This is a genomic window from Pseudomonas sp. ICMP22404 (genome assembly GCF_006227205.1).
Lineage (GTDB): Bacteria > Pseudomonadota > Gammaproteobacteria > Pseudomonadales > Pseudomonadaceae > Aquipseudomonas.
The window spans coordinates 1-23191 of record NZ_VCNG01000028.1; the positions used below are offsets into that span (position 1 = coordinate 1).

At 61.5% G+C, this 23191-nt stretch carries 21 protein-coding genes; 12 read left to right on the forward strand and 9 right to left on the reverse strand.

From position 1 onward, the window contains the following. On the reverse strand, positions 1-1344 hold a 1344-nt coding region (locus tag FGE05_RS29165), incomplete at its 3' end, for a retention module-containing protein (RefSeq protein ID WP_139650381.1). Positions 1345-1797: 453 nt separating this feature from the next. Between FGE05_RS29165 and FGE05_RS29170 the strand changes: the two genes are divergently transcribed. The 3 genes from FGE05_RS29170 (at position 1798) to FGE05_RS29180 (ending at position 6791) form a co-directional block, all read left to right on the forward strand. After that, complete coding sequence (locus tag FGE05_RS29170) at positions 1798-3156, forward strand: TolC family outer membrane protein (RefSeq protein ID WP_139650382.1); 1359 nt, start codon at positions 1798-1800, stop codon at positions 3154-3156. A gap of 19 nt (positions 3157-3175) precedes the next feature. Beyond that, the gene (locus tag FGE05_RS29175) at positions 3176-5335 is read left to right on the forward strand and encodes a type I secretion system permease/ATPase (RefSeq protein WP_139650383.1); all 2160 of its coding nucleotides are present in this window, start codon (positions 3176-3178) and stop codon (positions 5333-5335) included. A gap of 91 nt (positions 5336-5426) precedes the next feature. Further along, on the forward strand, positions 5427-6791 hold the full coding sequence (locus FGE05_RS29180; RefSeq protein ID WP_139650384.1) for an HlyD family type I secretion periplasmic adaptor subunit: 1365 nt from the start codon (positions 5427-5429) through the stop codon (positions 6789-6791). Positions 6792-6907: 116 nt separating this feature from the next. Here FGE05_RS29180 and FGE05_RS29185 read toward each other — a convergent pair whose 3' ends face one another. Both FGE05_RS29185 and FGE05_RS29190 read right to left on the reverse strand, forming a co-directional pair. After that, a complete protein-coding gene (locus tag FGE05_RS29185; protein WP_139650385.1) occupies positions 6908-7501 on the reverse strand; it encodes a tRNA-uridine aminocarboxypropyltransferase in 594 nt (197 codons plus the stop codon). 7 nt (positions 7502-7508) lie between these two features. Further along, the gene (locus tag FGE05_RS29190; RefSeq protein ID WP_139650386.1) at positions 7509-8402 is read right to left on the reverse strand and encodes a LysR family transcriptional regulator; all 894 of its coding nucleotides are present in this window, start codon (positions 8400-8402) and stop codon (positions 7509-7511) included. Between the two features lie 333 nt (positions 8403-8735). On the opposite strand from FGE05_RS29190, the gene speB reads away from it, so the two are divergent. The 4 genes from speB to FGE05_RS29210 all read left to right on the forward strand — a co-directional run bounded on the left by speB (position 8736) and on the right by FGE05_RS29210 (position 13228). Further along, entirely contained in the window at positions 8736-9686 is a 951-nt protein-coding gene (gene speB / locus FGE05_RS29195; RefSeq protein ID WP_024779101.1) for an agmatinase, read from the forward strand. A gap of 9 nt (positions 9687-9695) precedes the next feature. After that, the gene (locus tag FGE05_RS29200; RefSeq protein WP_139650387.1) at positions 9696-10103 is read left to right on the forward strand and encodes a nuclear transport factor 2 family protein; all 408 of its coding nucleotides are present in this window, start codon (positions 9696-9698) and stop codon (positions 10101-10103) included. A 49-nt stretch (positions 10104-10152) separates the two neighbouring features. Beyond that, complete coding sequence (locus FGE05_RS29205) at positions 10153-11691, forward strand: cytosine permease (RefSeq protein ID WP_257225751.1); 1539 nt, start codon at positions 10153-10155, stop codon at positions 11689-11691. A 148-nt stretch (positions 11692-11839) separates the two neighbouring features. After that, on the forward strand, positions 11840-13228 hold the full coding sequence (locus FGE05_RS29210; protein WP_139650389.1) for a sodium:solute symporter: 1389 nt from the start codon (positions 11840-11842) through the stop codon (positions 13226-13228). A 227-nt stretch (positions 13229-13455) separates the two neighbouring features. Here the strand turns inward: FGE05_RS29210 and FGE05_RS30240 are convergent, their stop codons facing one another. After that, positions 13456-13569 carry a PA1414 family protein gene (locus FGE05_RS30240; RefSeq protein ID WP_282958520.1) on the reverse strand — a complete coding sequence of 38 codons (114 nt, stop codon included), beginning with the start codon at positions 13567-13569 and terminating at the stop codon, positions 13456-13458. 139 nt (positions 13570-13708) lie between these two features. Next, on the reverse strand, positions 13709-14602 hold the full coding sequence (locus tag FGE05_RS29215) for a LysR family transcriptional regulator (protein WP_139650390.1): 894 nt from the start codon (positions 14600-14602) through the stop codon (positions 13709-13711). Between the two features lie 102 nt (positions 14603-14704). Between FGE05_RS29215 and FGE05_RS29220 the strand changes: the two genes are divergently transcribed. Beyond that, positions 14705-15871 carry an MFS transporter gene (locus FGE05_RS29220; protein ID WP_139650391.1) on the forward strand — a complete coding sequence of 389 codons (1167 nt, stop codon included), beginning with the start codon at positions 14705-14707 and terminating at the stop codon, positions 15869-15871. On the opposite strand, the gene FGE05_RS29225 is transcribed toward FGE05_RS29220, so the two are convergent. Together FGE05_RS29225 and FGE05_RS29230 are read right to left on the reverse strand one after the other, a co-directional pair. Further along, positions 15872-17326, reverse strand: coding sequence for an NCS1 family nucleobase:cation symporter-1 (locus tag FGE05_RS29225; RefSeq protein WP_139650392.1), 1455 nt, complete (start codon positions 17324-17326; stop codon positions 15872-15874). 461 nt (positions 17327-17787) lie between these two features. Beyond that, positions 17788-18624, reverse strand: a complete 837-nt coding sequence (locus FGE05_RS29230; RefSeq protein ID WP_139650393.1) for a S1 RNA-binding domain-containing protein — start codon at positions 18622-18624, stop codon at positions 17788-17790. A gap of 338 nt (positions 18625-18962) precedes the next feature. Here FGE05_RS29230 and FGE05_RS29235 point away from each other — a divergent pair, with 338 nt between their 5' ends. From FGE05_RS29235 to FGE05_RS29245, 3 genes are all read left to right on the forward strand, one after another. Next, entirely contained in the window at positions 18963-19151 is a 189-nt protein-coding gene (locus FGE05_RS29235; protein WP_016702300.1) for a hypothetical protein, read from the forward strand. Positions 19152-19354: 203 nt separating this feature from the next. Then, entirely contained in the window at positions 19355-20071 is a 717-nt protein-coding gene (locus FGE05_RS29240) for a TorF family putative porin (RefSeq protein ID WP_139650394.1), read from the forward strand. Positions 20072-20152: 81 nt separating this feature from the next. After that, positions 20153-21019, forward strand: coding sequence for a DUF6279 family lipoprotein (locus tag FGE05_RS29245; RefSeq protein WP_139650395.1), 867 nt, complete (start codon positions 20153-20155; stop codon positions 21017-21019). A 139-nt stretch (positions 21020-21158) separates the two neighbouring features. On the opposite strand, the gene FGE05_RS29250 is transcribed toward FGE05_RS29245, so the two are convergent. After that, complete coding sequence (locus tag FGE05_RS29250) at positions 21159-21551, reverse strand: hypothetical protein (RefSeq protein ID WP_047701703.1); 393 nt, start codon at positions 21549-21551, stop codon at positions 21159-21161. Between the two features lie 174 nt (positions 21552-21725). Here FGE05_RS29250 and FGE05_RS29255 point away from each other — a divergent pair, with 174 nt between their 5' ends. Next, positions 21726-22457 (forward strand): thioredoxin family protein, encoded by a 732-nt coding sequence (locus FGE05_RS29255; RefSeq protein WP_139650396.1) that lies wholly within the window; start codon positions 21726-21728, stop codon positions 22455-22457. Between the two features lie 114 nt (positions 22458-22571). Here the strand turns inward: FGE05_RS29255 and FGE05_RS29260 are convergent, their stop codons facing one another. Continuing rightward, positions 22572-23132, reverse strand: coding sequence for a hypothetical protein (locus tag FGE05_RS29260; protein ID WP_139650397.1), 561 nt, complete (start codon positions 23130-23132; stop codon positions 22572-22574). Positions 23133-23191 lie beyond the last annotated feature (59 nt).

Genomic DNA, 23191 nt, shown 5'->3' on the forward strand with positions numbered 1-23191 from the left:
GGTGTCCAGGCCGCTGATGATCACCGGATCGTCGTTGTTGTGTATTTGCAGCACCAGGTTCGCAGTGCTGGTATCGCCATCCGCATCGGTCAGGGTGTAGGTGAAGGTTTCGGTACCGCTTCCCCCGCCGTGCAGCGCCACGAATTGCGGGTCGCTGGTGTCCAGGGTGTAGGTGTATGTACCGTTGGGGTTGAGCACCAGGGTGCCGTAAGTGCCAGTGAACGTCCCGCCGATGATCGGCCCGCTGTCGGGACCGGTGGGAATGCGGTCGGCGCCCTGGTGGTCGTTGGGCAATACGCTGCCGGTGAGGGTGACCAAGGTTTCCGATGCGGTGTTGGCGTTGTTGTCGTCGATCGCCTGGGGCACGTCGTCGGTGATGTTGACGTCCAGGGTGCCGGTGACGCTGTCGCCGTCGGTGTCCACGGCCACGACCGGGAACTGTTCGGTGAGGGTATTGGCACCGTCGCCGGCAGGATGGATTTCATTGTCGAGCAGAGTGTAGGTGTAGCTGACCACTCCGGTGGTGGGGTTGTACCCGGTGATGGTCAAGGTATTGCCCAGTGCCGTGGTGATAGCCTGAGGAAACCCTGCGGGAACGCCGCCGTTGATCACGCTGATGCCGCCGATGCTCAGGCTGCTCAGCCCGTCCGGTGCGTTGACGGTAAAAGTGCCACTTTGTACCAATGCACCCGGATTGCTGGCCGAGCCGTCGGGCAGGTTGGCCTCGTTGGCGGTCAGCTCGCCACCTTCCACGTTCAGGCCGTCGAGGGTCACGGGATTGTCCGGTGGTTCAGGGGTCACGGGGGGCACGGTTTGATTGTCGCCATTGTCATTCCCATCGCCAGCCAGACGTACCAGCGGAAACTCGGGAATCCCATTGAACCCGGCCGTAGGGAAGCCGATCTGCGGTGCAACGGTGCCGCCCACCTCCTCCAGCAGGACGAAGCTGTGCCCTCCACCCAAGGCGCCGGGTGCATTACCGGCACCGGGGCCAGCAGCCGTGGCTTCACCGGTCTGGGTCGGGTCGGCACCGGCGGCGATGGCTTGCTGCAGTTTCTGCACATCGGTCAGTTGCCCGGTGGTCGGGGTTAACTCTTCAGGTGCATCGACATGGGGAGCCTGGTGGGCGAGCAACTGCGTGGAGAGTGTCAGGTTGCTTTCACGGCCCAAGGTCAGGTCCTGGCCGTTGGCAAGGTGTACGGCCACCGCCCCTTCGGCACCGGTGATCAGGTGCTCACCGGCATACAGTCGATCCCCTTCGACCAGCGGTCGCCGCTGGCCTGCGATCGTTTCTGCGAAAACCTGCCCCACAATCTTGCTGACGGTACCGATGAGCGCTGCCATGTGCATTCCTCCGTTGCCAACCGCAGTCGGCACCTGTTTTAGGTGAAGAAATTCGTGCTCGGGGGCGGCCAAGAAATCTGGAAAATCTGCCAGCTTTGGCTGGCTCCAGAAGCGCTAGCTATTTGCCATAGTGACAAAAAAACGTCGCTTAAAACGCCTTCGCACTCAGCCCGGTCGGCACCTCTTCATGTTGTTTCACAATTGCGATGGAACTTTTATTTGACGTCTAAAAGCCGTCAGAGCCCGCATTTTCAAAGCGTTTCTCCCTGAACAATGTGCCGCTTTTTTTCGGGCACATAAGTTTTTTTCGGCATAAGCATTATGAAAAATTCTTCTTAGGTTTCTCTCAGGATGTTCTTAGCTGTGTTGTTACAAGGTTGAAACGGTTTTGATCTTAAATACGTCAATATTCTGGCGACACAGAAGCACAACAACCCCCAGGAGATGTACCCCATGCGCGTTTTATCCCCTCTTTGCAGCGCCGTTTTGCTGGCCATGGCCTGCTCTTCTGCTGCGCAGGCCATGTCGCTGACCGAAGCGATCCAGAGCACCATCGCGACTCACCCGGAATTAGCGCAACGGGTAGACAGCCGTCTGTCGGCCAATGAAGACGTCAAGGTCGCTAGAGGGGGCTTCTTTCCATCGGTGGATTTGAATGCCGGCTACGGCCGTGGCTATAGCGACAACCCCAACACCCGTGCACAGGGTAATCACAACACCAACACCCTGAACTACACCCAGTCGGAGCTGCGCCTGCGGCAGATGCTCTTTGACGGGTTCAATACCAGCAATGAGGTGGAGCGCACCAAGGGCGTGGTCAATTCCCGGGCCTATTACGCACAAGGCACCGCCCAGGACCTGGCCCTGCGCACCATCGAGGTCTACCTCGAAGTGCTCAAGCGGCGGGAACTGGTGACCCTGGCCAAGAACAACCTGCAGGCGCACCTGCGTGTCAACGACCAGATCGGCCTGCGCACCCAGCGCGGGGTGGGCAGCACGGCCGACTCAGACCAGTCCAATGCCCGTCGGGCACTGGCGGAAAACAACTACGACACCGCCCAGGTCGACCTGGCCGACGCCGAGGCGAACTTCTACAGCGTGGTCGGACGCATGCCCGATGAGCTGGAAACACCGCCGTCGACCAAAGGGGAAATGCCCGCCGACCTGCGCGAAGCCCAGCAGAGCATGGTGGACAACCACCCGTACCTGAAATCGGCCCAGGCCGACGTGCAGTCCGCCGAGAGCCAGTATGAAGTGGCCAAGTCGCCGTTCTACCCGCGCTTCGACGCCGAGGCCGCGGTGGGCGCCAATAACAACATCGGTGGCGAAGAAGGTCATGACAACAATTGGCGGGTCGGTGTGGTGATGAACTACAACCTGTTCCGCGGCGGTAGCGACAAGGCACGGCTGGCGTCCAACGCGCACCAGATCGACCAGGCCATGGACATTCGCAACAACGCCCTGCGCCAGCTCAACGAAGATACGCGTCTGGCCTGGAACGCGATGCTCAACGCTCGCAAACAGACCCCCACCGCCCGGGAATACGCCGACACCACCGCACGGGTGCGCGCCGCCTACCAGGATCAGTTCGGCCTCGGCCAGCGGACCCTGCTCGACTTGCTCGACAGCGAAAACGAGCTGTACAACGCCAACCGTCGCTACACCGAAGTGCGCTACACCGAGGAATACTCGATGTACCGGGTGCTGGCGAACATGGGCCTGTTGTTGAGCAAACAACGGATCGTGCTGCCGGCCGACGCCATCGCCCAGACCGAAGTCAAAAGCGAAGCACGGCTGCCCGAATTGAAGTAGCCCACTGGGAGCGATCGATGTGACCAGCATGGAACCCGCTATCCCCGGCGCCGACCCGCGCCTGAGCTTCGATGACCCTCTGCTGGATGGTCTGTTGATCCTCTGCAAACTCCATGGCGCGACGGTCAGCCGCGCCAGCCTGAGCGCCGGGCTCCCAATGGCGCACCAACGGCTGAGCCTGGACCTGCTGCCTCGTGCAGCGGCCCGAGCCGGTTTGCAGGCGCGGCTGCTACGCCGTGGCCTGACCGAGATTTCACCGCTCAATCTGCCGGTGATGCTGATCCTGGCCGGTGGTCGTTGCGCGGTCTTGCGACGCTGGCACGAGGACGGCCGGGCACTGATCCTGCCCTGTGAAGCCGACGGCGGCGAGCAGTGGGTCGGCCGCGATGAACTGATCACCGACTACAGTGGCCAGGCGCTATTCGCCCGGCCACGCCATGAACTTGAAGACCTGCGTTCGCCCCTGGTACCACGGGTCGAAGCGTGGTTTCGCGACACCTTGAAACTGTCCCGCTGGCTGTACAGCGATGCGATCCTGGCGAGTCTGCTCATCAACCTGCTGGGGCTGATGGTGCCGTTGTTCGTCATGCAGACCTACGATCGCGTGGTGCCGAACCAGGCCACATCGACCCTGTGGGTGTTGGCCGTGGGACTGTTGATCGGCACCGGCTTCGAACTGGTGCTGCGGGTGGTGCGCGCCCACCTGCTGGACAGCGCCGGCAAGAAAACCGACGTGATTCTCTCCGCCACCCTGTTCGAACGCATCACCGGCATGGCGATGAAGGCCCGGCCGGTGACCATCGGCGGGTTCGCCCAGAGCATCCATGACTTCCAGGGCCTGCGGGAATTCCTCACCGCCGTGACCCTCACCAGCCTGATCGACCTGCCCTTTGCCATGCTGATGCTGCTGGTGATCGGCTTGCTGGGGGGCTGGCTGGTGGTCATTCCGGTGGTGGCGTTCCCGATCACGGTGATCTTCGCGATGATCATCCAGGTGCGCCTGCGCGACACCGTACAAAAAAGCCTGGCTCTGGGGGCCCAGCGCCAGGCCTTGCTGATCGAAACCCTCGGCGGCCTGGAAACCCTCAAGGCCTGCAGCGCGGAAAGCGAGCGCCAGCACCAATGGGAAAGCACCCATGGCGCCCTCACCCGCCTGGACAGCCACGCACGCAGCCTCTCGGCGCTTGCGACCAACGGCACCCTGTTCCTGCAACAACTGGCCGGCATGACCACCATCGTCGCCGGGGTCTACAGCATCATCGCCGGCAACCTCAGTGTCGGTGCGCTGGTGGCGTCCTATATGCTGGGCAGCCGGGTCCTGGCGCCACTGGGGCAGATCGCCGGGTTGATCACCCGTTACCAGCAGGCCCAACTCACCATGCGCAGCACCGACGCCCTGATGGCATTGCCCCAGGAACGCGATGCCAAGCAGCGGCCCCTGGACCGCACCCAATTGCAAGGTGCGCTGGACGTCCAAGGCGTGACGTTCCACTACAACGACCAGAGCACACCGGCGCTGTCGAGCGCGAGTTTCCATCTCAAGGCCGGCGAACGGGTCGGGATCATCGGTCGCAGCGGCTCGGGCAAGAGCACCCTGGCGCGTCTGGTGATGGGATTCTATGAACCGCAGGAGGGCCAGTTGCTGCTCGACGGTCTGGACCTGCGGCAACTGGACATTGCCGACCTGCGCCAACAGATCGGCTATGTTGCCCATGACCTGCCGCTGCTGGCTGGCAGCCTGCGCGATAACCTGACCCTCGGCGCCCGCTACATCAGCGATGCCCGCATGCTCGAGGTGGCGGAACTGACCGGCGTCAGCGAACTGGCCCGCCAACATCCCCAGGGCTTCGACCGCCCGGTGGGAGAACGCGGCCAACTGCTCTCCGGCGGCCAGCGCCAGGCTGTGCTGCTGGCCCGAGCCCTGCTGCTCGATCCACCGATCCTGCTGTTGGACGAACCCACCAGCGCCATGGACAACAGCAGCGAAGACGCCTTGCGACAAAAACTCCACACCCACATCCAGGGCAAGACCTTGCTGCTGGTCACCCATCGCACCTCGATGCTGAGCCTGGTGGATCGCCTGGTGGTGCTGGACAACGGCCGGATCGTCGCGGACGGGCCTAAAGAAGTGGTGATTGATGCGCTGCGCAAGGGGCGGGTGGGTTCCGGAACGGTTTAGCAAACACCACCGGCCCCTGTGGCGAGGGGATTTATCCCCTCGCCACAAAAGCCGTGCCCAGCATTACTTCACTTAACCGACGGGTATCCCCATGTCTGCCCAAACATCCGATCAAGCCGCCCGAAGCTACTTCGGCAGTTTCAGCAAAAGTGCCGAAAGCGAGTTCATGCCGGAAACCGCCGGTGCGGCGCTGCAGGATTCACCCCGCCGATCCCGCGTCACCGTATGGCTGGCCGCCGGGCTGATCGTCACCGCACTGGTCTGGGCGAAACTGGCGATTCTGCAGGAAGTGACCACCGGCGAGGGCAAGGCGATCCCCTCGAGCAAGGTCCAGGTGATCCAGAACCTGGAGGGCGGCATCGTCACCGAGATTTTTGTCCGCGAAGGCCAGATGGTGAACAAGGGCGACACCCTGCTGCGCCTGGACGATACGCGGTATCGGTCGAACAAGGGCGAGAGCGAGGCCGACCGCTATGCCTTGATGGCCCAGGTCCAGCGCCTGTCGGCGGAAGCCGAGGGGCGGCCGTTCCAGGTATCGGCCGAGGTGACCGCCAACGCTCCGCAAGTGGCCGAGGACGAGCGCTCGCTGTATGAGCAACGACAACGGCGCCTGGCCAGCGAACAGCGGACCCTGACCGAACAACTGCGGCAGAAGACCCAGGAGCTGGCGGAATTTCGTTCCAAGCAAGGCCAGTTCAGTTCCAGCCTGGCCCTGCTGCAAGAGGAAATGAACATGTCCGCGCCGCTGGTGAGCACCGGGGCGGTATCACCGGTGGAAATCCTGCGGCTCAAGCGCAGCGCGGTGGAGATCCGCGGCTCGCTCAACGCCACCACCCTGGCGATTCCGCGGGCGGAATCGGCAATCAACGAAATCAAGAGCAAGATCGACGAATCGGAACAGACGTTCCGCTCCGACGCGGCCAAGGAGCTCAACGAGAAACGCACGGACCTGTCGAAGATCACCGCGTCGAGCATCGCCATCGACGACCGCGTGACCCGCACCACCGTGGTCTCACCGGTGCATGGGGTGATCAAGCAGCTCAAGGTCAACACCATCGGCGGCGTGGTGCAGCCGGGCAGCGACATGGTGGAAATCGTGCCCATGGAAGACAACCTGCTGATCGAAGCCAAGGTCCGTCCACAGGACGTTGCCTTCCTGAATCCGGGCCAGAAAGCCATGGTCAAGTTCAGCGCCTACGACTACACGATCTACGGCGGACTCAGCGCCCGGCTCGAACTGATCGGCGCCGACACCATCACCGACGACAAGGGCAACAGCTTCTACCTGATCCAGGTGCGCACCGATAAGAACCATTTAGGTGGCGACACCAAACCGCTGCTGATCATCCCGGGGATGGTGGCGACGGTGGACATTATTACTGGGGAGAAAAGTGTGCTGGATTACCTGCTCAAGCCAGTGTTGAAGGCGCGGACCGAGGCGATGCGCGAGCGGTAATGGCCTGATCGTTCCCACGCTCTGCGTGGGCACGCATCCTGTGACGCTCTGCGTCACGCTTGGGAGGACGCTGAGCGTCCCTGGCGGCATTCCCACGCGGAGCGTGGGAACGATCATCAGTGGGTGTGATTACGCTGGTAAGTCTCCTCCCCCATCGCCGCGATCTGTCCCTCGATCAACGCCTCGAACGGTCTGAGCAACGGCTCGAAACTCATCGGCGCCTCCAGTACCTGCAACGCCTGGACAATCGCCTCCACCGTCGACAACGCCCCAGGCCCTGGAGCCTTGCGCAGGCGGTAACGGGACACGCCGCCGTCGGCCAGCGTCACCCGCGGCAACGCCGCCAGTAAAGGATTGAGGTGCAGCAACTTGCGCGCCTTGCGCCAGGTGCCGTCCGGTACGACCAACAGCAGCGGATCATCGGACGTTCCATAGGCCTGCATCGGCTGCGCCTCCTCGCCGGGAAACAGCAGGCAGGCCCGATAACCCGGTCGATTGAGCAACTCAGGCAGATGCTCGAACACTTCGCCCACGATCAACTCGGCATTGTTGAGCCCCAGGGCCGCCAGCCGGGCGGTGTTCAAGGCGTGGTTCACTTCGCTGGGATGTTGCAGCAACAGGACCCGGGTGCGGCTGTCGAGACTGGGGATCAGCGGACACAGGCAATGGCTTTGCGGCCTGTGGCAGCGCGGGCAGTGGATTCTGGACATCGTCACCTCAGGCCTGATGGAGCTGCGCTTTAAGCAGATCGCGGAAAGTCTGGATCAGCGGCTCGCGGCTGCGGCCCCGGCGCATGATCATCGAAAACGGCGCCTGATAACCGAACGTGGCCGGCAGCAGCACCCGTAAGTCGCCCTTGTCGACCCAGGCCTGGGCGTAATGCTCGGGTAAATAACCGACGTAGGCGCCAGACAAGACCAGGATCAGTTGCGCCTCCATACTCTCCACCGTCGCGGCGCTGTGCTTGAAGCCGTGGCGGGCCAGCTCGGCCTGGCTCCAATAACCGCGCCCGACCATGCGCTGCTGGGTGATGAGCTGTTCAGGGATACGCCGTTCATTGAACAGCGGGTGGCGATTGCTGCAATACAACCAGTGCTGCTCGCGGTACAGCGGCATATAGACCAACCCGCTCATGCGCGTGGAAAACGCACCGATGGCCAGGTCCAGGCGGTTGTCCTGCACGCCGAGTTGCAGTTCGTAAGGGCTCATGACCGACAAGTGCAGGTGCACCGCCGGGTGCTCAAGGCTGTAGGCGCCAATGACTTCGGCGAACGGCAGGGCCTTGTCGCTGACGGTGGAATCGATCACCCCCAGGTTCAACGTGCCGCGCAATTCACCCTTCAAGGCTGCGGCGTACTGCTCGAAACCTTCGAGCTCGCCCAACAGGCGCAGGGTTTCCTGATGAAACAACTCACCCTTGCTGGTCAGGCTGAACCCGCCCCGACCGCGATGACACAGCACCAGGCCCAAAGCCGACTCAAGCTGGCTCATGTAAGTGCTGATGGCCGATGTAGAGAGATTGAGTTCGTGCTGGGCATTGGCGAATCCCTGGTGCCGGACCACGCTGACGAAAATGCGCAGCAGTTTCAGGTCGGGTAGAGCGTTGGTCATTGGGGGTTCTCCATACCGGCGTTCACTGCAAAACCTTGTGGCGAGGGGATTTATCCCCGCAGGGCTGCGAAGCGGCCCTAAATCCTGACGCCTCGGTGTAACGGGCAAATTGAGTTGACTCTTTTTAGGGCCGCTTCGCGCCCCAGCGGGGATAAATCCCCTCGCCACAGGGTATCCATCAGGGCCAGCCTTTTCTGGACTGGAGTCTATCGCCCCGCGCCGCATTAGTTTAGAAAAATCTGAACTAAGTATTTGCCCCCAGCGATTCTTCGCGGCCACGGCTTTTCGCAGAATCGGCCCCTGATAACTAAAACAAACGATGAGGCCCTACCTGTGGACAAGATTCTTCACCAACCACTGGGCGGCAACGAAATGCCGCGCTTCGGCGGCATCGCCACCATGATGCGACTTCCCCATGTACCTACTGCCGCCGGGCTGGACGCTGCGTTCGTCGGCGTACCGCTGGACATCGGCACCTCCCTGCGCGCCGGCACCCGTTTCGGGCCCCGGGAGATCCGCGCCGAATCCGTGATGATCCGCCCCTACAACATGGCCACCGGTGCCGCACCGTTCGACTCGCTGTCGGTCGCCGACATCGGCGATGTGGCGATCAACACCTTCAACCTGCTGGACGCCGTGCGGATTATCGAGGAGTCGTACCACAAGATCCTCGAACACAATGTCATCCCGCTGACCCTGGGCGGCGATCACACTATCACCCTGCCGATCCTGCGGGCCATCCACAAGAAGCACGGCAAGGTCGGCCTGGTGCACATCGACGCCCATGCCGATGTGAACGACCACATGTTCGGCGAGAAAATCGCCCATGGCACCACCTTCCGCCGCGCCGTCGAAGAAGGCTTGCTCGATTGCGACCGCGTGGTGCAGATCGGCCTGCGGGCCCAGGGCTACACCGCCGATGACTTCAACTGGAGCCGCCGCCAGGGCTTTCGTGTGGTTCAGGCCGAAGAGTGTTGGCACCATTCCCTGGCACCGCTGATGGCCGAAGTCCGGGAGAAAGTCGGCGGCGGCCCGGTGTACCTGAGCTTCGACATCGACGGCATCGACCCGGCCTGGGCCCCCGGCACCGGCACCCCGGAAATCGGCGGCCTGACCACCATCCAGGCCATCGAAATCGTGCGCGGCTGCCAGGGCCTCGACCTGGTCGGTTGCGATCTGGTGGAAGTCTCGCCACCGTACGACACCACCGGCAACACCTCGCTGCTGGGCGCCAACCTGCTGTACGAGATGCTCTGCGTACTGCCCGGCGTGGCCCATCGCTGAGGTGTCGTCATGAACGAACGAGATCAAGTACTCAGGGCCGCCGCGGAGCTGGTGTCGGCCTTCGCTCGCAACGATCGTGGCGCCTACTTCGACGCGTTCACCGTTGATGCAAGCTTCGTGTTCCACACCCTCGAACAGCCCCTGCTGTCGCGCGATGCCTATCAGGCATTGTGGGACCGCTGGCGGTCCGAGGACGGTTTCGAGGTGCTCTCGTGCACCTCGACCAACGCCTTCGTCAGCCTGCAAGGAGACGTGGCGGTTTTTATCCATGACGTGGCCACCGAGCTGCGCATGCTAGGGGAGCGACACTTTAGCCAGGAGCGCGAGACCATTGTGTTTCGCCAAGAACAACAAGGCCTATGGCTGGCCTGTCACGAACATTTGTCCGCAATGCCGGAAGGGCTGCCAATCCCTTAGCAACAGGTGACGCCCGCACACGACGGGCGCGCCTTTATGATCGGAGCAGATCATGCATAACAATAACGACAACAGCCTTACGCAAATCGAAACCAACGGAGTCGAACAGATTCCGGACCACGAACGAACCGCCGGCCCGGGGGATCTGTTTCGCCTGATCTTCGGCGGCGCCAATACCTTCGCCACCGCCGTGCTCGGCAGTTTCCCGGTGCTGTTCGGCCTCTCGTTCCAGGCAGGGGCCTGGGCGATCGTGCTGGGCGTGCTGGTGGGTTCGATCATCCTCGCCCCCATGGGCCTGTTCGGTCCGCTCAACGGGACCAACAACGCCGTGTCTTCCGGCGCGCACTTCGGCGTACATGGGCGGATCGTCGGTTCGTTCCTGTCGCTGCTGACGGCCATCGCGTTCTTCTCGCTGTCCGTCTGGAGTTCGGGGGACGCGCTGATCGGTGGCGCCAAGCGGTTGATCGGCGTGCCAGAAACCGACTTGAGCCTGGGCCTCGCCTACGGCCTGTTCGCCCTGCTGGTGCTGACGGTGTGCATCTATGGCTTCCGCTTCATGCTGTGGGTCAACCGCATCGCCGTGTGGGCTGCCAGCCTGCTGTTCCTGCTGGGCATCTTCGCCTTCGCACCGGCCTTCGACAGCCAGTTCGCCGGCACCGTCGGTCTCGGCCAGCCGGGTTTCTGGGCAGCCTTCATCGGCGCGGCGCTGGTGGCCATGAGCAACCCGATCTCCTTCGGCGCGTTCCTTGGCGACTGGTCGCGCTACATCCCGCGCCATACCCCCAAGCGTCGCATCATGGCGGCGGTGATCGCCGCGCAACTGGCGACGCTGATTCCGTTCCTGTTCGGCCTCGCCACCGCCACCATCGTGGCGATCAAGGCGCCGGACTACATCGCGGCGAATAACTACGTGGGCGGGCTACTGGCTGTGTCGCCGACGTGGTTCTTCCTGCCGGTGTGCTTGATTGCGGTGATCGGCGGCATGTCCACCGGCACCACGTCGCTGTATGGCACCGGGTTGGACATGTCCAGCGTATTTCCCCGGGTGCTGTCGCGGGTCAAGGCGACGCTGTTGATTGGCGTGCTGTCGATTGCCTTCATCTTCATCGGGCGCTTCGCGGCGAACCTGGTGCAGAGCGTGTCGACCTTCGCCGTGCTGATCATCACCTGCACCACCCCGTGGATGGTGATCATGATCATCGGCCTGCTGGTGCGACGCGGCTTCTACTGCCCGGATGACCTGCAAGTGTTCACCCGGGGCGAAACCGGCGGTCGCTACTGGTTCAGCCACGGCTGGAACTGGCGTGGCCTGGGGGCCTGGATCCCCAGCGCGCTGGTCGGGCTGTGCTTCGTCAACCTGCCGGGGCAGTTCGTCGGCCCGCTGGGCGAACTGGCCGGCGGCATCGACATCAGCCTGCCGGTGACGCTGGGCCTGGCTTCGGTGGTGTACCTGGTGTTGCTCGGGATGTTCCCGGAACCGAAGGCGGTGTATGGGCCGGATGATCCGCGTAACAAGAGCCAGCCGAGCGCTGACCCTGTGGCGAGGGGATTTATCCCCGCTGGAGCGCGCAGCGGTCCCAACCCCTGATTGCTCGGTGTGCCAGACAAATTGAGCTGAGTGTTTGGGGCTGCTGCGCAGCCCTGCGGGGCGGTGCGACGTTTCGCTGAATCCCCTCGCCACAAAGGCAGCACACGCCCCGACTTCACTATAAAAAGACAATCGGAGACACGCCATCATGGCTTTGGATTTAATCGTCGTTCTCATCTACGCCACCGGCATGATCGCCCTCGGCTGGTACGGCATGCGCCGCGCCAAAACCCGTGACGACTACCTGGTCGCCGGGCGCAACCTCGGCCCGGGCTTCTACCTGGGCACCATGGCCGCCACCGTACTGGGCGGTGCGTCCACCATTGGCACCGTGCGCCTGGGCTATGTCCATGGGATTTCCGGGTTCTGGCTGTGCGGCGCCATCGGCCTGGGGATCGTCGGCCTGAGCCTGTTCCTGGCCAAGCCGTTGCTCAAGCTGAAGATCTACACCGTCACCCAGGTATTGGAGCGCCGCTACAACCCGGCCGCACGCCACGCCAGTGCGCTGATCATGCTGGTTTACGCACTGATGATCGGTGCCACCTCGACCATCGCCATTGGCACCGTCATGCAGGTGCTATTCGGCCTGCCCTTCTGGGCTTCCATCCTGGTGGGCGGCGGCGTGGTGGTGCTGTATTCCACCATCGGCGGCATGTGGTCGCTGACCCTCACCGACATCGTGCAGTTCCTGATCATGACCGTCGGCCTGGTGTTCCTGCTGATGCCGATGTCCATCATGGACGCCGGCGGCTGGGATGCGATGGTGGCAAAACTGCCGGCCAGCTACTTCGATTTCACCGCGATCGGCTGGGACACCATCATCACTTACTTCCTGATCTACTTCTTCGGCATCTTCATCGGCCAGGATATCTGGCAGCGGGTGTTCACTGCCCGCAGCGAAGGCGTGGCCAAAGTGGCCGGCACTGCTGCCGGTTTGTATTGCGTGCTGTACGGCCTGGCCGGGGCGCTGATCGGCATGGCGGCCAAGGTGTTGCTGCCGGACCTTGCCAACGTCAACAACGCCTTCGCCAGCGTGGTCCAGACCAGCCTGCCCAGCGGCATTCGCGGGCTGGTGGTCGCCGCCGCCCTGGCGGCGTTGATGTCCACCGCCGCGGCGGGCCTGCTCGCGGCCTCGACCACCGTGGTCCAGGACCTGCTGCCCCGTCTGCGCCAAGGTCGGGAGAACACCAGCGGCGACGCCCATGAAAACCGCATCGCGACCCTGTTGATGGGCGTGGTGGTGTTGGGCATCGCCCTGGTGGTCAGCGACGTGATCAGCGCCCTGACCCTGGCCTACAACCTGTTGGTGGGCGGCATGCTGATTCCGCTGATCGGCGCCATCTACTGGAAACGCGCCACCACGGCGGGGGCGATCACCAGCATGTCTCTGGGCTTTCTGACGGCGCTGTTCTTCATGCTCAAGGATGGCCTGGACGCCAACACGCCGATCTATTACAGCCTGGGCGTGGCGCTGGTGAGCTTTGTGGTGGTCAGTCTGTTGTCGCCACGCCCGAACGTGGTGGCGAAGATGGTTTGATCTACAACTGAGAAAAGTTTTCTTCTAAGGTGTGGTGTCGGTGGCCACACCTTTTTTATTTGCTTAAGGCAAAAATAGAAATAGACGCAGTTGTGGCGAGGGGATTTATCCCCGCTGGGCCGCGGAGCGGCCCTCGCATCAGGATTATTCCGACATGACAGACGAATGGAGTGGGTTTGTCTGGGTCTGCTTCGCAGCCCAGCGGGGATAAATCCCCTCGCCACAGGTTAGCGGCGGCGTTGCTCGTCATCGGTGCGGATCGGTATCGGCTGCATGGGCGGTTCGATCAGGCCGAGCGCGACACCCAAGTCGTGAAGCCAGTTCTGGATTTTCTCTTTCATCGTGGTGCCCCCTCAGGGTCATGCGAGCGGCAGATTTCTGTGGCCCCTTCGCGTTGATAATAGTCCGATGTGCTGCGCAATGCTCGTCTCTGTTTGCAATGATCTGTTACTGAATTGATCCAAATCCCGCGCCCGTAGTTCAAGCCGATTGGGCCGTTGCCACGGGCATCCGCGGCCAGGCCTGTTGCTGCAACTCGATCCAGGCATTCAGGTTGGCCCCGACCATGCCTTTGCGCCACATCAGCCAGGTCGTGGCGCTGGCGAACGGCTCGGCCAGTGGGTGCACCGCCACCCGCTCGCGGCCCGGCATGCTGGCCAGCATCGACTCGGACAACAACGCCACCCCGGACCCGGCGATCACGCACGCCAGCATCCCCTGGTAAGACTCGATCTCCATCGCCCGGCCCATGGTTGCATGATCATGGGCAAACCAGGCTTCCAAGCGCATGCGGTACGAACAACCCCGGCGAAAGGTGAACACCGAACGGCCCTGGACGTCCAGCGCACTGCGCACCGGCGGATGATCGGCCTCGGTAATCACCACCAATCGCTCGTCGCACAACGGCACGCCATCAAGCCCGGCCAGTTCCAGCGGGCCATCCACCAGCGCCGCATCGAGCCGCCCGGTGAGCAAGCCCTCGAGCAATTCGCCGCTGGGCCCGGATTGCACTTGCAGGTTCACCGCTGGATACGCCCGGTGATAACTGGCCAGCAGGTCCGGCAGATGAATCGCCGCCGTGCTGTACATGGTGCCCAGCACAAACTCCCCGGCCGGTTGGCCACCCTGCACGGCCGCATGGGCTTCATCGTGCAAGGCAAAGAGCTTGGCCGCGTAGTCCAACAGGACTTTTCCCGCAGGCGATAGCTGCAAGCGCTGACGCTCCCGCAGGAAAAGATCCACGCCCAATTGCTCTTCGAGCTGCTTGAGCCGGGTCGACAGGTTCGACGGTACCCGGTGCAGGCGCTCGGCGGCGCGGGTGATGGACCCTTCCTCGGCCACGGCCTGGAAAATCCGTAACTGGCTGAACTCCACGACATTCTCCAAAAAGGAACAAGTTAGTCACTATTATTCATTTTTAATGAAAGTCAATCGGTTCTAGCCTGACGGTCATTCGCCTCAATGTGGAGAACGACCATGTCGCCCCTTGTTCGCCTGCTTGCCAGCTTCATCGCCTTGATGATGGCCATGGGCATCGGCCGCTTCGCCCTTACACCTCAGTTACCTCATCTCATCGGCGAAGGTCAGATCGACTTGACCGCCGCCGGTCTGATTGCCGCCGCCAACTACCTGGGTTATTTCCTTGGCGCACTGGACGCCATGTTCGCCCGTCGCCCGGAACAGGTGCGCCGACGCTTGCTCGGCGGCCTGTGGCTGTGCGTGCTGCTGACCCTGGCGTCGCTCTGGGCCTGGGGCTTCTGGCCGCACCTTGCACTGCGCTTCGGCACGGGCGTAGCGAGTGCGTGGGTGTTGGTGATGATCACGGCCTTGAGCCAACCCTTGGCAGCCGCGGCGGGACGGCCACGACTGGGCGCGCTGGTATTTGCCGGACCGGGGTTGGGGATTTTTCTCACAGGCCTGCTGGCCTTGGGTTCGAACCTGTTGGGCCAGACGTCCGCCACGCTGTGGCTGGTGTATGCCGGTGTGGCCCTGGCGATGCTGCTGGTGGTGCTGCCGATCCTGCCGCAACCCGCCGCAGCCGTGACCGTTGCGCCGCCGGCCGGCTCATCGTCGAACCGTGGCATTGCCCGGCTCGGCGTGGTGTACGCCTTGTACGGCGTGGGCTACATCATCCCCGCCACGTTCCTGTCGCAAATGGCCTCGGCGCAATTCCATGGCCAATGGCAGGCCGACCTGTTCTGGCCCTGCTTCGGTCTGGCCGCCGCCCTCGGTGTGCTACTGGTGAGCCTGCGCCGACCGGCTCCAAACAGCACCGGCCGCTGGTTGATCGGCACGTTATGGCTGCAGGCCGCCGGAGTGTTCGCCTGTTTGCTGGGCAGCGGGCCGGGGCTGGCGCTGGGGGTCATCCTGTGTGGCACGCCGTTCCTGGCGTGCATGCAACTGGTGATGCTGCGCTCCCGGGAACTGGCCCCCCATGCCACCCAGCGCAACGCCGGGCTGTTGACCGCCTGCTTTGCCGTGGGCCAACTCAGCGGACCGTTGCTGGCGGCGCTGAGCAGCCACTTCAGCGGAGGCCTGCAACCGGCACTGATCGTTGCCGGCTGCGGCCTGGTGCTGGCCGGTGGGTTGTTGCTACCGCGCCGGAGCGCGGTAAACCCTTGTGCCCAAACCGTCCTGCGTTGATCAGGACTGGCCAACCGAACTGAACGATGGGCTCGGTTGCGCGGCCGGCTCACGCCGCGCCAGGGCAAAATACAACACCCCGCCGAGGAAGCAGCCGGTGAACCAGGCAAAGTTGGCCATCGGTTGCAACAGCGGCGTGAAGGTGATCGCCACGCCCATCAGCGTCGCCGGCACCAACGCCTTGACCGCCGTCCAGTTGATACCGCCGCTGTAGTAATAGCGCCCACTCGGGCCGTCATTGAACAGCGCATCGACGTCAATCGACTGCTTTTTGATCAGGTAGAAGTCCACCAGCAGAATCCCGAACAACGGACCGATGAAGGCTGCCAGCACATCCAGGGTGTAATGGATCACTTCAGGATTGTTGAACAGGTTCCAAGGCGTGATGAAAATCGACGCCAGCGCAGCGATCATGCCACCGGCACGCCAGCTGATCTTGCTGGGTGCGACGTTGGCAAAGTCGAAGGCCGGCGAGACGAAGTTGGCGACAATATTGATGCCGACGGTGGCCGTCACGAAGGCAAAGGCCCCGAGCAACACCGCCACATCGTTGTCGATGCGCGCCACGGTGGCGATCGGGTCATGGAGCATTTCGCCGAACACCGGCAAGGTCCCGGAAACAATCACCACGGTGACCAATGAGAACGCCAGGAAATTCACCGGTAGCCCCCAGAAATTACCCCGGCGCACGTCAGACATGCTTCGGCAGTAGCGACTGAAATCGCCGAAATTAAGGGTCGGCCCGGAAAAATATGACACCACCAGCGCCGTCGCCACGATCACCTGACCGAACGCCTGCCAGCCGGACAGGGATTTTTCCGCCAGCGTAAAGCTGATGTTGCTCCAACCGGCCTTCCACACAATCCAACCGGCCAGCAGAAACATCACGGCATAGACCACTGGCCCCGCCCAATCGATGAAACGGCGGATCGACTCCATGCCCGTCCAGAACACCAGCGCCTGGACGAACCACAGGCTGAGGAAACCAAACCAACCCAGGTAGGACAAACCGGCAAAATGCGGCGTCGCATACACTTCCATTGTGGGAAAGAACCGCAGCACCACGATGATCAGCGCACTGGACGCCAGGTACGTCTGAATGCCGTACCACGCGACGGCAATCAAGCCGCGAATCACCGCCGGGATGTTCGCCCCAAACACGCCGAACGCCAGCCGACAGATCACCGGATACGGCACCGCCGCCTGCTGGCTAGGCTTGGCCACCAGGTTGGCGATCACCTGCACGATGCAAATCCCGCCCAATAACGCGATCAACACCTGCCAACTCGCCAACCCCAATGCGAACAGACTGGCGGCGAACACATAGCCACCGACGCTGTGCACATCACTCATCCAGAACGCGAAAATGTTGTACCAATTCCATTTCTGCGGCAGCGGGCCCAAGTCTTCGTTATAGAGGCGGGGGCTGTAGCCGTTGGGCAATTGCTCGGACATCGCGGGGCTCCTTATGAGTACCGCCGTGCCCCCGGGATGACTTGCTCACCATACTGCGCACGGGAGCCGGCATGGTTTGTATACGAAGCGCTACGCAGAATGCGTGCCATAGGCATGGAATATGAGACAAACAGCGGTGTTTGGCAGGGGTTGATGGGCGGACAGGAAGGGACATATGCCCACGAACAGGGCGCGGATGCATGCTAAAGGTGCAGAATTTTGTATACAGCCAGATCAAAGAGTCCGACTCAGCTCTTGTGGCGAGGGGATTTAGCGACCCGTCGCACCGCCCCGCTGGGCTGCGTAGCAGCCCTAAAACCTGACACCTCAGTGTGCCAGGCAGAAGAACTTGGCTGTGTTGGGGCTGCTTTGCAGCCCAGCGGGGCGGTGCGACGGGTCGCTAAATCCCCTCGCCACAAGAGCATCCTTTTTCCAAACAAATTCTGTTGTCGGCTGAAAGATCAGCTCAACTCAATGCGATCCGCATGAATGACAATCTGCCCATTCTTGTACAGCGCACCAATGGCTTTCTTGAAGTTGCCCTTGCTCACGCCAAACAGGCTGCTGATCAGCGCCGGATCGCTCTTGTCGCTGACCGGTAGGGTGCCGTTGTTGTCACGCAACTTGGCGAGGATCTTGGCATTCAGGCTGGTGGCGGCTTCCTGGCCCACCGGTTGCAGGCTCAGGCTGATCTTGCCGTCTGCGCGGACTTCCTTGATGTAACCTTTTTCCTGCTTGCCTGGGCGCAGGAACTTGAAGACTTCGTTCTTGTGGATAAGTCCCCAGTGGCGGTTATTGATGATCGCCTTGAAGCCCATGTCGGTGGCCTCGGCAACCAGCAGATCCACTTCCTGCCCCGGCGTATAGTTGGCCGGCGTCTTGTCCAGGTAACGGTCCAGGCGCGCCGTGGCGGTGATGCGGCGGGTGTGCTTGTCGAGGTAGACGTGCACCACACAATAATCCCCGGCAGTCATCTGGCGTTTCTCTTCCGAGAACGGCAGCAGCAGATCCTTGGGCAGGCCCCAGTCGAGGAACACACCGATGCTGTTGACTTCAACCACTTTCAGGCTGGCGAATTCACCGACCTGGACTTTGGGTTTTTCCGTGGTCGCGATCAGTTTGTCGTCGCTGTCCAGGTAAATAAAAACATTGAGCCAATCTTCATCTTCGCTGGGAATATCCTTGGGGATATAACGATTGGGCAAGAGGATTTCGCCGTCCGCACCACCGTCCAGATATAAACCGAAGTTCGTGTGTTTAACCACTTGCAAACTGTTGTAGCGCCCGACTAAAGCCATTTCCGAATACCCTCATTGCGTGGGCGGCATTCTACCCGGTTTTACGGCGCGATTCGTGACCGACGGGAAAGCGCCCGTCCCGGCCTCGATTTTCCAGCGTTTTACCTGTGAAGCGGCCATTCGTCAGGCAGACGCCGCTCGGTGCGGCCGATCCGCACAGACCGCCCGGCGTTATATTTCCCGCTCGGTTGTTATTTAAAACAGTGGCTTAGGGCATTGATTGGGGCTTAAATCCGCCAATCGTCCAGTCTCATCCAGATCAATCAGCGGGATATGAGCCAAGCAAGGGTCATGTATTTCCTGTACGATGCCTGGCCCAATTAATTATCGACAGGTTAATGGCCGCCATGCGTGTAAAAGCATCCAACAGCAAAGCAAAGCCAGCTCCAGCCGTTGAAACCAGCGAATCGATCAACGACCAGATCGCTGCGTTCCTCAAGTCCGGCGGTGAAATCCAGCAAATCGCCAAAGGCGTCAGCGGCCAGACATTCGGCCCGTCCAAGCAAATCAGCCTGGGCAAAAAGTAATCCCCGCATCACCTGGTCCCAAAGCGCTTTGAGCTTCGAAGCGCTTGGACTGGAACCTCCCCCGCCACACATCCCACTCGTAAAAATCGACGAACGGCCTTCACCGCCGGGTATTCGCCGGTATGCTTGCACCTCTCTAGCTCAAGTGTTCTAGCTCAAGTGTCCGAGCTTGTCCTGCTCCTCGCTAATTCACGGAGTGAAGCATGCGTATCCCCATTGCCCTGCTGAGCATCAGCCTGCTGGCCTGTCCGCCTGTCCACGGACAGATCTTCCAGCGCGAACTCGGCGACTTCGACCTCAAGCTCGGCACCAGCCCCAGCCGCAGCATGGCCCAAGGCCTCGTCACGCCTTCGAGCACCGGCTCGTTTCACGGTGGCCTGGACCTGAGTCACGACAGCGGCTGGTACTTTGGACAATGGTCACCCAGCGCCGGCCTGACCTCCTCCGCCGATCTCGAGGTGGATTCCTACATGGGGTTCAAGCATCCCTTCGACCAGACCCTTGGCTACGAAGTCGGCATGATCCACTACAGCTACCCCACCGTCGACACCCTCGACAGCCAGGAGTTCTATGGTGGCCTGACCGTGCTCGGCAGCCGTTTCGGCGCCGCCCTGAGCAACGATCCGGACAAACAGAACAGCACGCTGTTCGCCGACCTGGGCGGTAACGTACCGTTCGGCATCGGCGTCAGCGCCAAATACACCACCCATCAGCTCAACACACCGGTTTCGGTCGAGAACGGCTATGTAGGCAGTTTCAGCGACTGGTCGTTGAAAATTTCCCGTCCGTGGCGCGGCATCGATCTGGACCTGATCTACAGCGACTCCAGCCTCAGCGGCAGCAGCTGTTCGGCCTACTCCGGCCATAACAGCGAATGCGACGGCCTGCTGACCCTGAAGATGGCCCATCCGTTTTACTAAGGGTTACGTATTCAATCGGCTGAACTGCCGCGCGCCTGTCATGCTCAAACAAAACACCGATGGCTTCGCAAGGACTCGCTCATGTCGCGCCGGCTTACACGCACCGTCACGTTTATCGCCTTCCTGTTGTTGCTCACAGCCTGTACCCGCATCGGCCTGGCCTACCGCAACCTCGACCTGATCATCCCCTGGACCCTCAACGACTACCTGGAGATCAACGGCGAGCAAAAAGACTGGTTCAACGAACGCCTCAAGGAGCACCTGAGCTGGCACTGCACCACGCAACTGCCCGGTTACCTCGATTGGCTGGACCGCTTGAAGACCATGGTCCAGACCGACCAGGTGACCGATGAAGCCCTGCAACAGCGCACCGATGAAGCCAAGGCCGCCATTGCCGAAACCGCTCGGGAAATCACGCCATCAGCCATCGAGTTGCTGCAAGGTCTGAACGACGAACAAGTCGACGACATGGACGCCGCATTCACCAAGGACCAGCGCAAGCGCCAGCAGGAATACCTCAAGCCGTCGCTGCAACAGCAGATCCAGGAACGCAGCGAGCGCATGGAAAAACGCCTGAACGACTGGCTGGGCCCCCTCAACATCGCCCAACGCCAGCGCGTGGTGGCCTGGTCCACCGCCCTGGGCGACCAGAACCAGCAATGGATCGCCAACCGCGCCCACTGGCAAAACCAGTTCAGCGCCGCCGTGGCCCAGCGCCACGCCCCCGACTTTCCGAAACGCATCGAGCAACTGCTGGTCAACCGCGAAAGCCTCTGGACCCCGGCCTACCGCGAGGCCTACAACAACACCGAAGCCCAGGCCCGCAGCCTGCTGGTAGACCTGATGGCCGACAGCACCCCGCCCCAGCGCGAACGGCTGCTGAAGAAGATCGACGGGGTGAAGAAGGATTTCAGTGACTTGAAATGTCTGAAAGCGGCAAGAAACTGAACGAACAAGCTCTCAAAAACACTGAGACCCCCTGTGGGAGCGAGCCTGCTCGCGATAGCGGAGTGTCATCCTGCATACATGGCGACTGACACACCGCTATCGCGAGCAGGCTCGCTCCCACAAATGTTGTGTACAACCCTCAGGCAATCTGCGCCTTCGAAGCCAGATCATCAAAGGTAAACTCATCCAGCGCATCCTCCTGCTCATCCAACACCTGGCGCGGATGATCATTACCAGGAATGCTGCTGTCGATCAGGCTCAACAAGCGCGAACCCCGTACCGTCAGCACGAAATTCTCGCCATTGCCGCCCTCTTCCTCCGGCCGAGGCTCAATGAAGCCACGCTCCAGCAGCAACTTCTCATACTCCCCGGCGACCGCCTTCAGATGATCGAGGTTCTCTATCTCCTCGCCTGCGGCCGCCTTCGCCGCCGCGTACTGCTCCGCATAAGGCCGAGGGGTAAAACTGTGGCCGGCGCCGTTCTGCACTTCGTGCAACAACCGTTCGATCAAGTCCCAGTTATAAGTCGTCATCCTGGTCCATCCTCCAAAGAGTGAGATGTCTACTTAAGTTGTGACCGAGGCGCCACGCCGCCGTTCAGCCAGGCTTCCAGGCGGACCGTCTCGACAACCGACCAACGGTCTGTCGAATTCATCCAGGGCCAGACGACCACTGGTTGAAACGCCCTGCCTCCAGGAGAAATCACCATGAACGTAGAGAATCATCCAGTCGTCTCGCGGGAAGAATGGCTCAAGGCCCGTCAACAACACCTGGCCCACGAAAAAGCCTTCACCCGCGAACGGGACAAACTCAGCGCCGAACGCCGCGCCCTGCCCTGGGTCAAGATCGACAAGCCCTACCGCTTCCAGGGGCCCCATGGCGAACTCAGCCTGGCCGCCCTGTTCGGCGGCCGCAGCCAACTGATCGTCTACCACTTCATGTTCGGCCCCGGTTGGACAGAAGGCTGCCAAGGCTGTTCCTTCCTCTCCGACCACATCGACGGCGCCAACCAACACCTGGCCCACCATGATGTGGCGGTGGTTGCAGTCTCCCGCGCCCCGTTCGCCGAATTCCAGCCATTCAAACGCCGCATGGGCTGGGCCTTCGACTGGGTCTCCTCAAACGGTTGCGACTTCAACTACGACTTCGGCGTCAGCTTCAAAGCCGAAGACACCGCCGCCGGAACGGCCACCTACAACTACGAAAAAACCGACACCGCCGAAGGCGAACTCCCAGGCTTGAGCGTCTTCTATCGCAACGAAGCTGGCGAGATCTTCCACACCTACTCAACCTACGCGCGAGGTCTGGACATGCTGGTCGGCACCTACCAATACCTCGACCTGACGCCGAAGGGGCGTAATGAGGACGAAATCATGGATTGGGTGCGGCATCATGATAAGTACGAGGATGCGAAGCCCAACGGGTGCTGCCACGGTTGATGCAGAGCATTCACCTACCGCCCAGTCGAGCAAAGCTCCCTGTGACGAGGGGGCTTGCTCCTGCTCGACCGAACAGCAGACGCGCGGTCACCCGTTTCGCATTGGCTAACCAGATCAGAGGCTGGGTGCGCTCGTAACAAGAATGCGCTGCTGAGGCTGTGTGGTGTCATAGACCTGCAGTTCACAGCCCTGACCCACAAACTGAAACTCCGCCAGATAAACCTTACCTTTCTCCGGCGTGAACGTGGTGTTGATCGGTCCACAGCGGTAGCCATGGTTGATACTCTCACCGCTTGCGTAACCCGATACCTCGAATGGCTGACCGGGGTCAGCTTGTACTTCCAACTGAGGGAAGTGCTTCAAGGTCGCGCTGTGAGTCGCTTCGTTAAGCTTGGCAATCCAGCCGAACACTTTGCCACGCCCGGAATCCACTACGATTCCCTGCACATCCAGGCGCTGGTCGGGATCCGTTGCGCGCCTGATCGAGAACTCTACCGGAACGACGTTGCCTGTCGCTTTCATGATGACCTTGGCGTGCTGGGCGTCGACGGTCACTTTATTTTGCTGGAGTTGAATTCCGTTGTTGAGCAGGGTTGGGGAAGAATCTCGGACGTTGGATTTGCAGCCTAGTAGCGACAAGATCAGGCTCAACATAAGCAGTGTGGTTTTTTTCATTAATGCTCCTAACACGTTATTAATAGTTAAATAAAAGCAGAGAGAGCCACACTCAATCG

Coding starts and splice junctions, on each gene's coding strand:
- FGE05_RS29245 (WP_139650395.1), top strand. CDS start 20,153: ATGTCGCGCCGGCTTACACGCACCGTCACGTTTATCGCCTTCCTGTTG.
- FGE05_RS29255 (WP_139650396.1), top strand. CDS start 21,726: ATGAACGTAGAGAATCATCCAGTCGTCTCGCGGGAAGAATGGCTCAAG.
- FGE05_RS29170 (WP_139650382.1), top strand. CDS start 1,798: ATGCGCGTTTTATCCCCTCTTTGCAGCGCCGTTTTGCTGGCCATGGCC.
- FGE05_RS29180 (WP_139650384.1), top strand. CDS start 5,427: ATGTCTGCCCAAACATCCGATCAAGCCGCCCGAAGCTACTTCGGCAGT.
- FGE05_RS29250 (WP_047701703.1), bottom strand. CDS start 21,551: ATGACGACTTATAACTGGGACTTGATCGAACGGTTGTTGCACGAAGTG.
- FGE05_RS29225 (WP_139650392.1), bottom strand. CDS start 17,326: ATGTCCGAGCAATTGCCCAACGGCTACAGCCCCCGCCTCTATAACGAA.
- FGE05_RS29260 (WP_139650397.1), bottom strand. CDS start 23,132: ATGAAAAAAACCACACTGCTTATGTTGAGCCTGATCTTGTCGCTACTA.
- FGE05_RS30240 (WP_282958520.1), bottom strand. CDS start 13,569: ATGAAAGAGAAAATCCAGAACTGGCTTCACGACTTGGGTGTCGCGCTC.
- FGE05_RS29190 (WP_139650386.1), bottom strand. CDS start 8,402: ATGACCAACGCTCTACCCGACCTGAAACTGCTGCGCATTTTCGTCAGC.
- FGE05_RS29200 (WP_139650387.1), top strand. CDS start 9,696: ATGAACGAACGAGATCAAGTACTCAGGGCCGCCGCGGAGCTGGTGTCG.
- FGE05_RS29185 (WP_139650385.1), bottom strand. CDS start 7,501: ATGTCCAGAATCCACTGCCCGCGCTGCCACAGGCCGCAAAGCCATTGC.
- FGE05_RS29230 (WP_139650393.1), bottom strand. CDS start 18,624: ATGGCTTTAGTCGGGCGCTACAACAGTTTGCAAGTGGTTAAACACACG.
- FGE05_RS29220 (WP_139650391.1), top strand. CDS start 14,705: ATGTCGCCCCTTGTTCGCCTGCTTGCCAGCTTCATCGCCTTGATGATG.
- FGE05_RS29210 (WP_139650389.1), top strand. CDS start 11,840: ATGGCTTTGGATTTAATCGTCGTTCTCATCTACGCCACCGGCATGATC.
- FGE05_RS29240 (WP_139650394.1), top strand. CDS start 19,355: ATGCGTATCCCCATTGCCCTGCTGAGCATCAGCCTGCTGGCCTGTCCG.
- FGE05_RS29235 (WP_016702300.1), top strand. CDS start 18,963: ATGGCCGCCATGCGTGTAAAAGCATCCAACAGCAAAGCAAAGCCAGCT.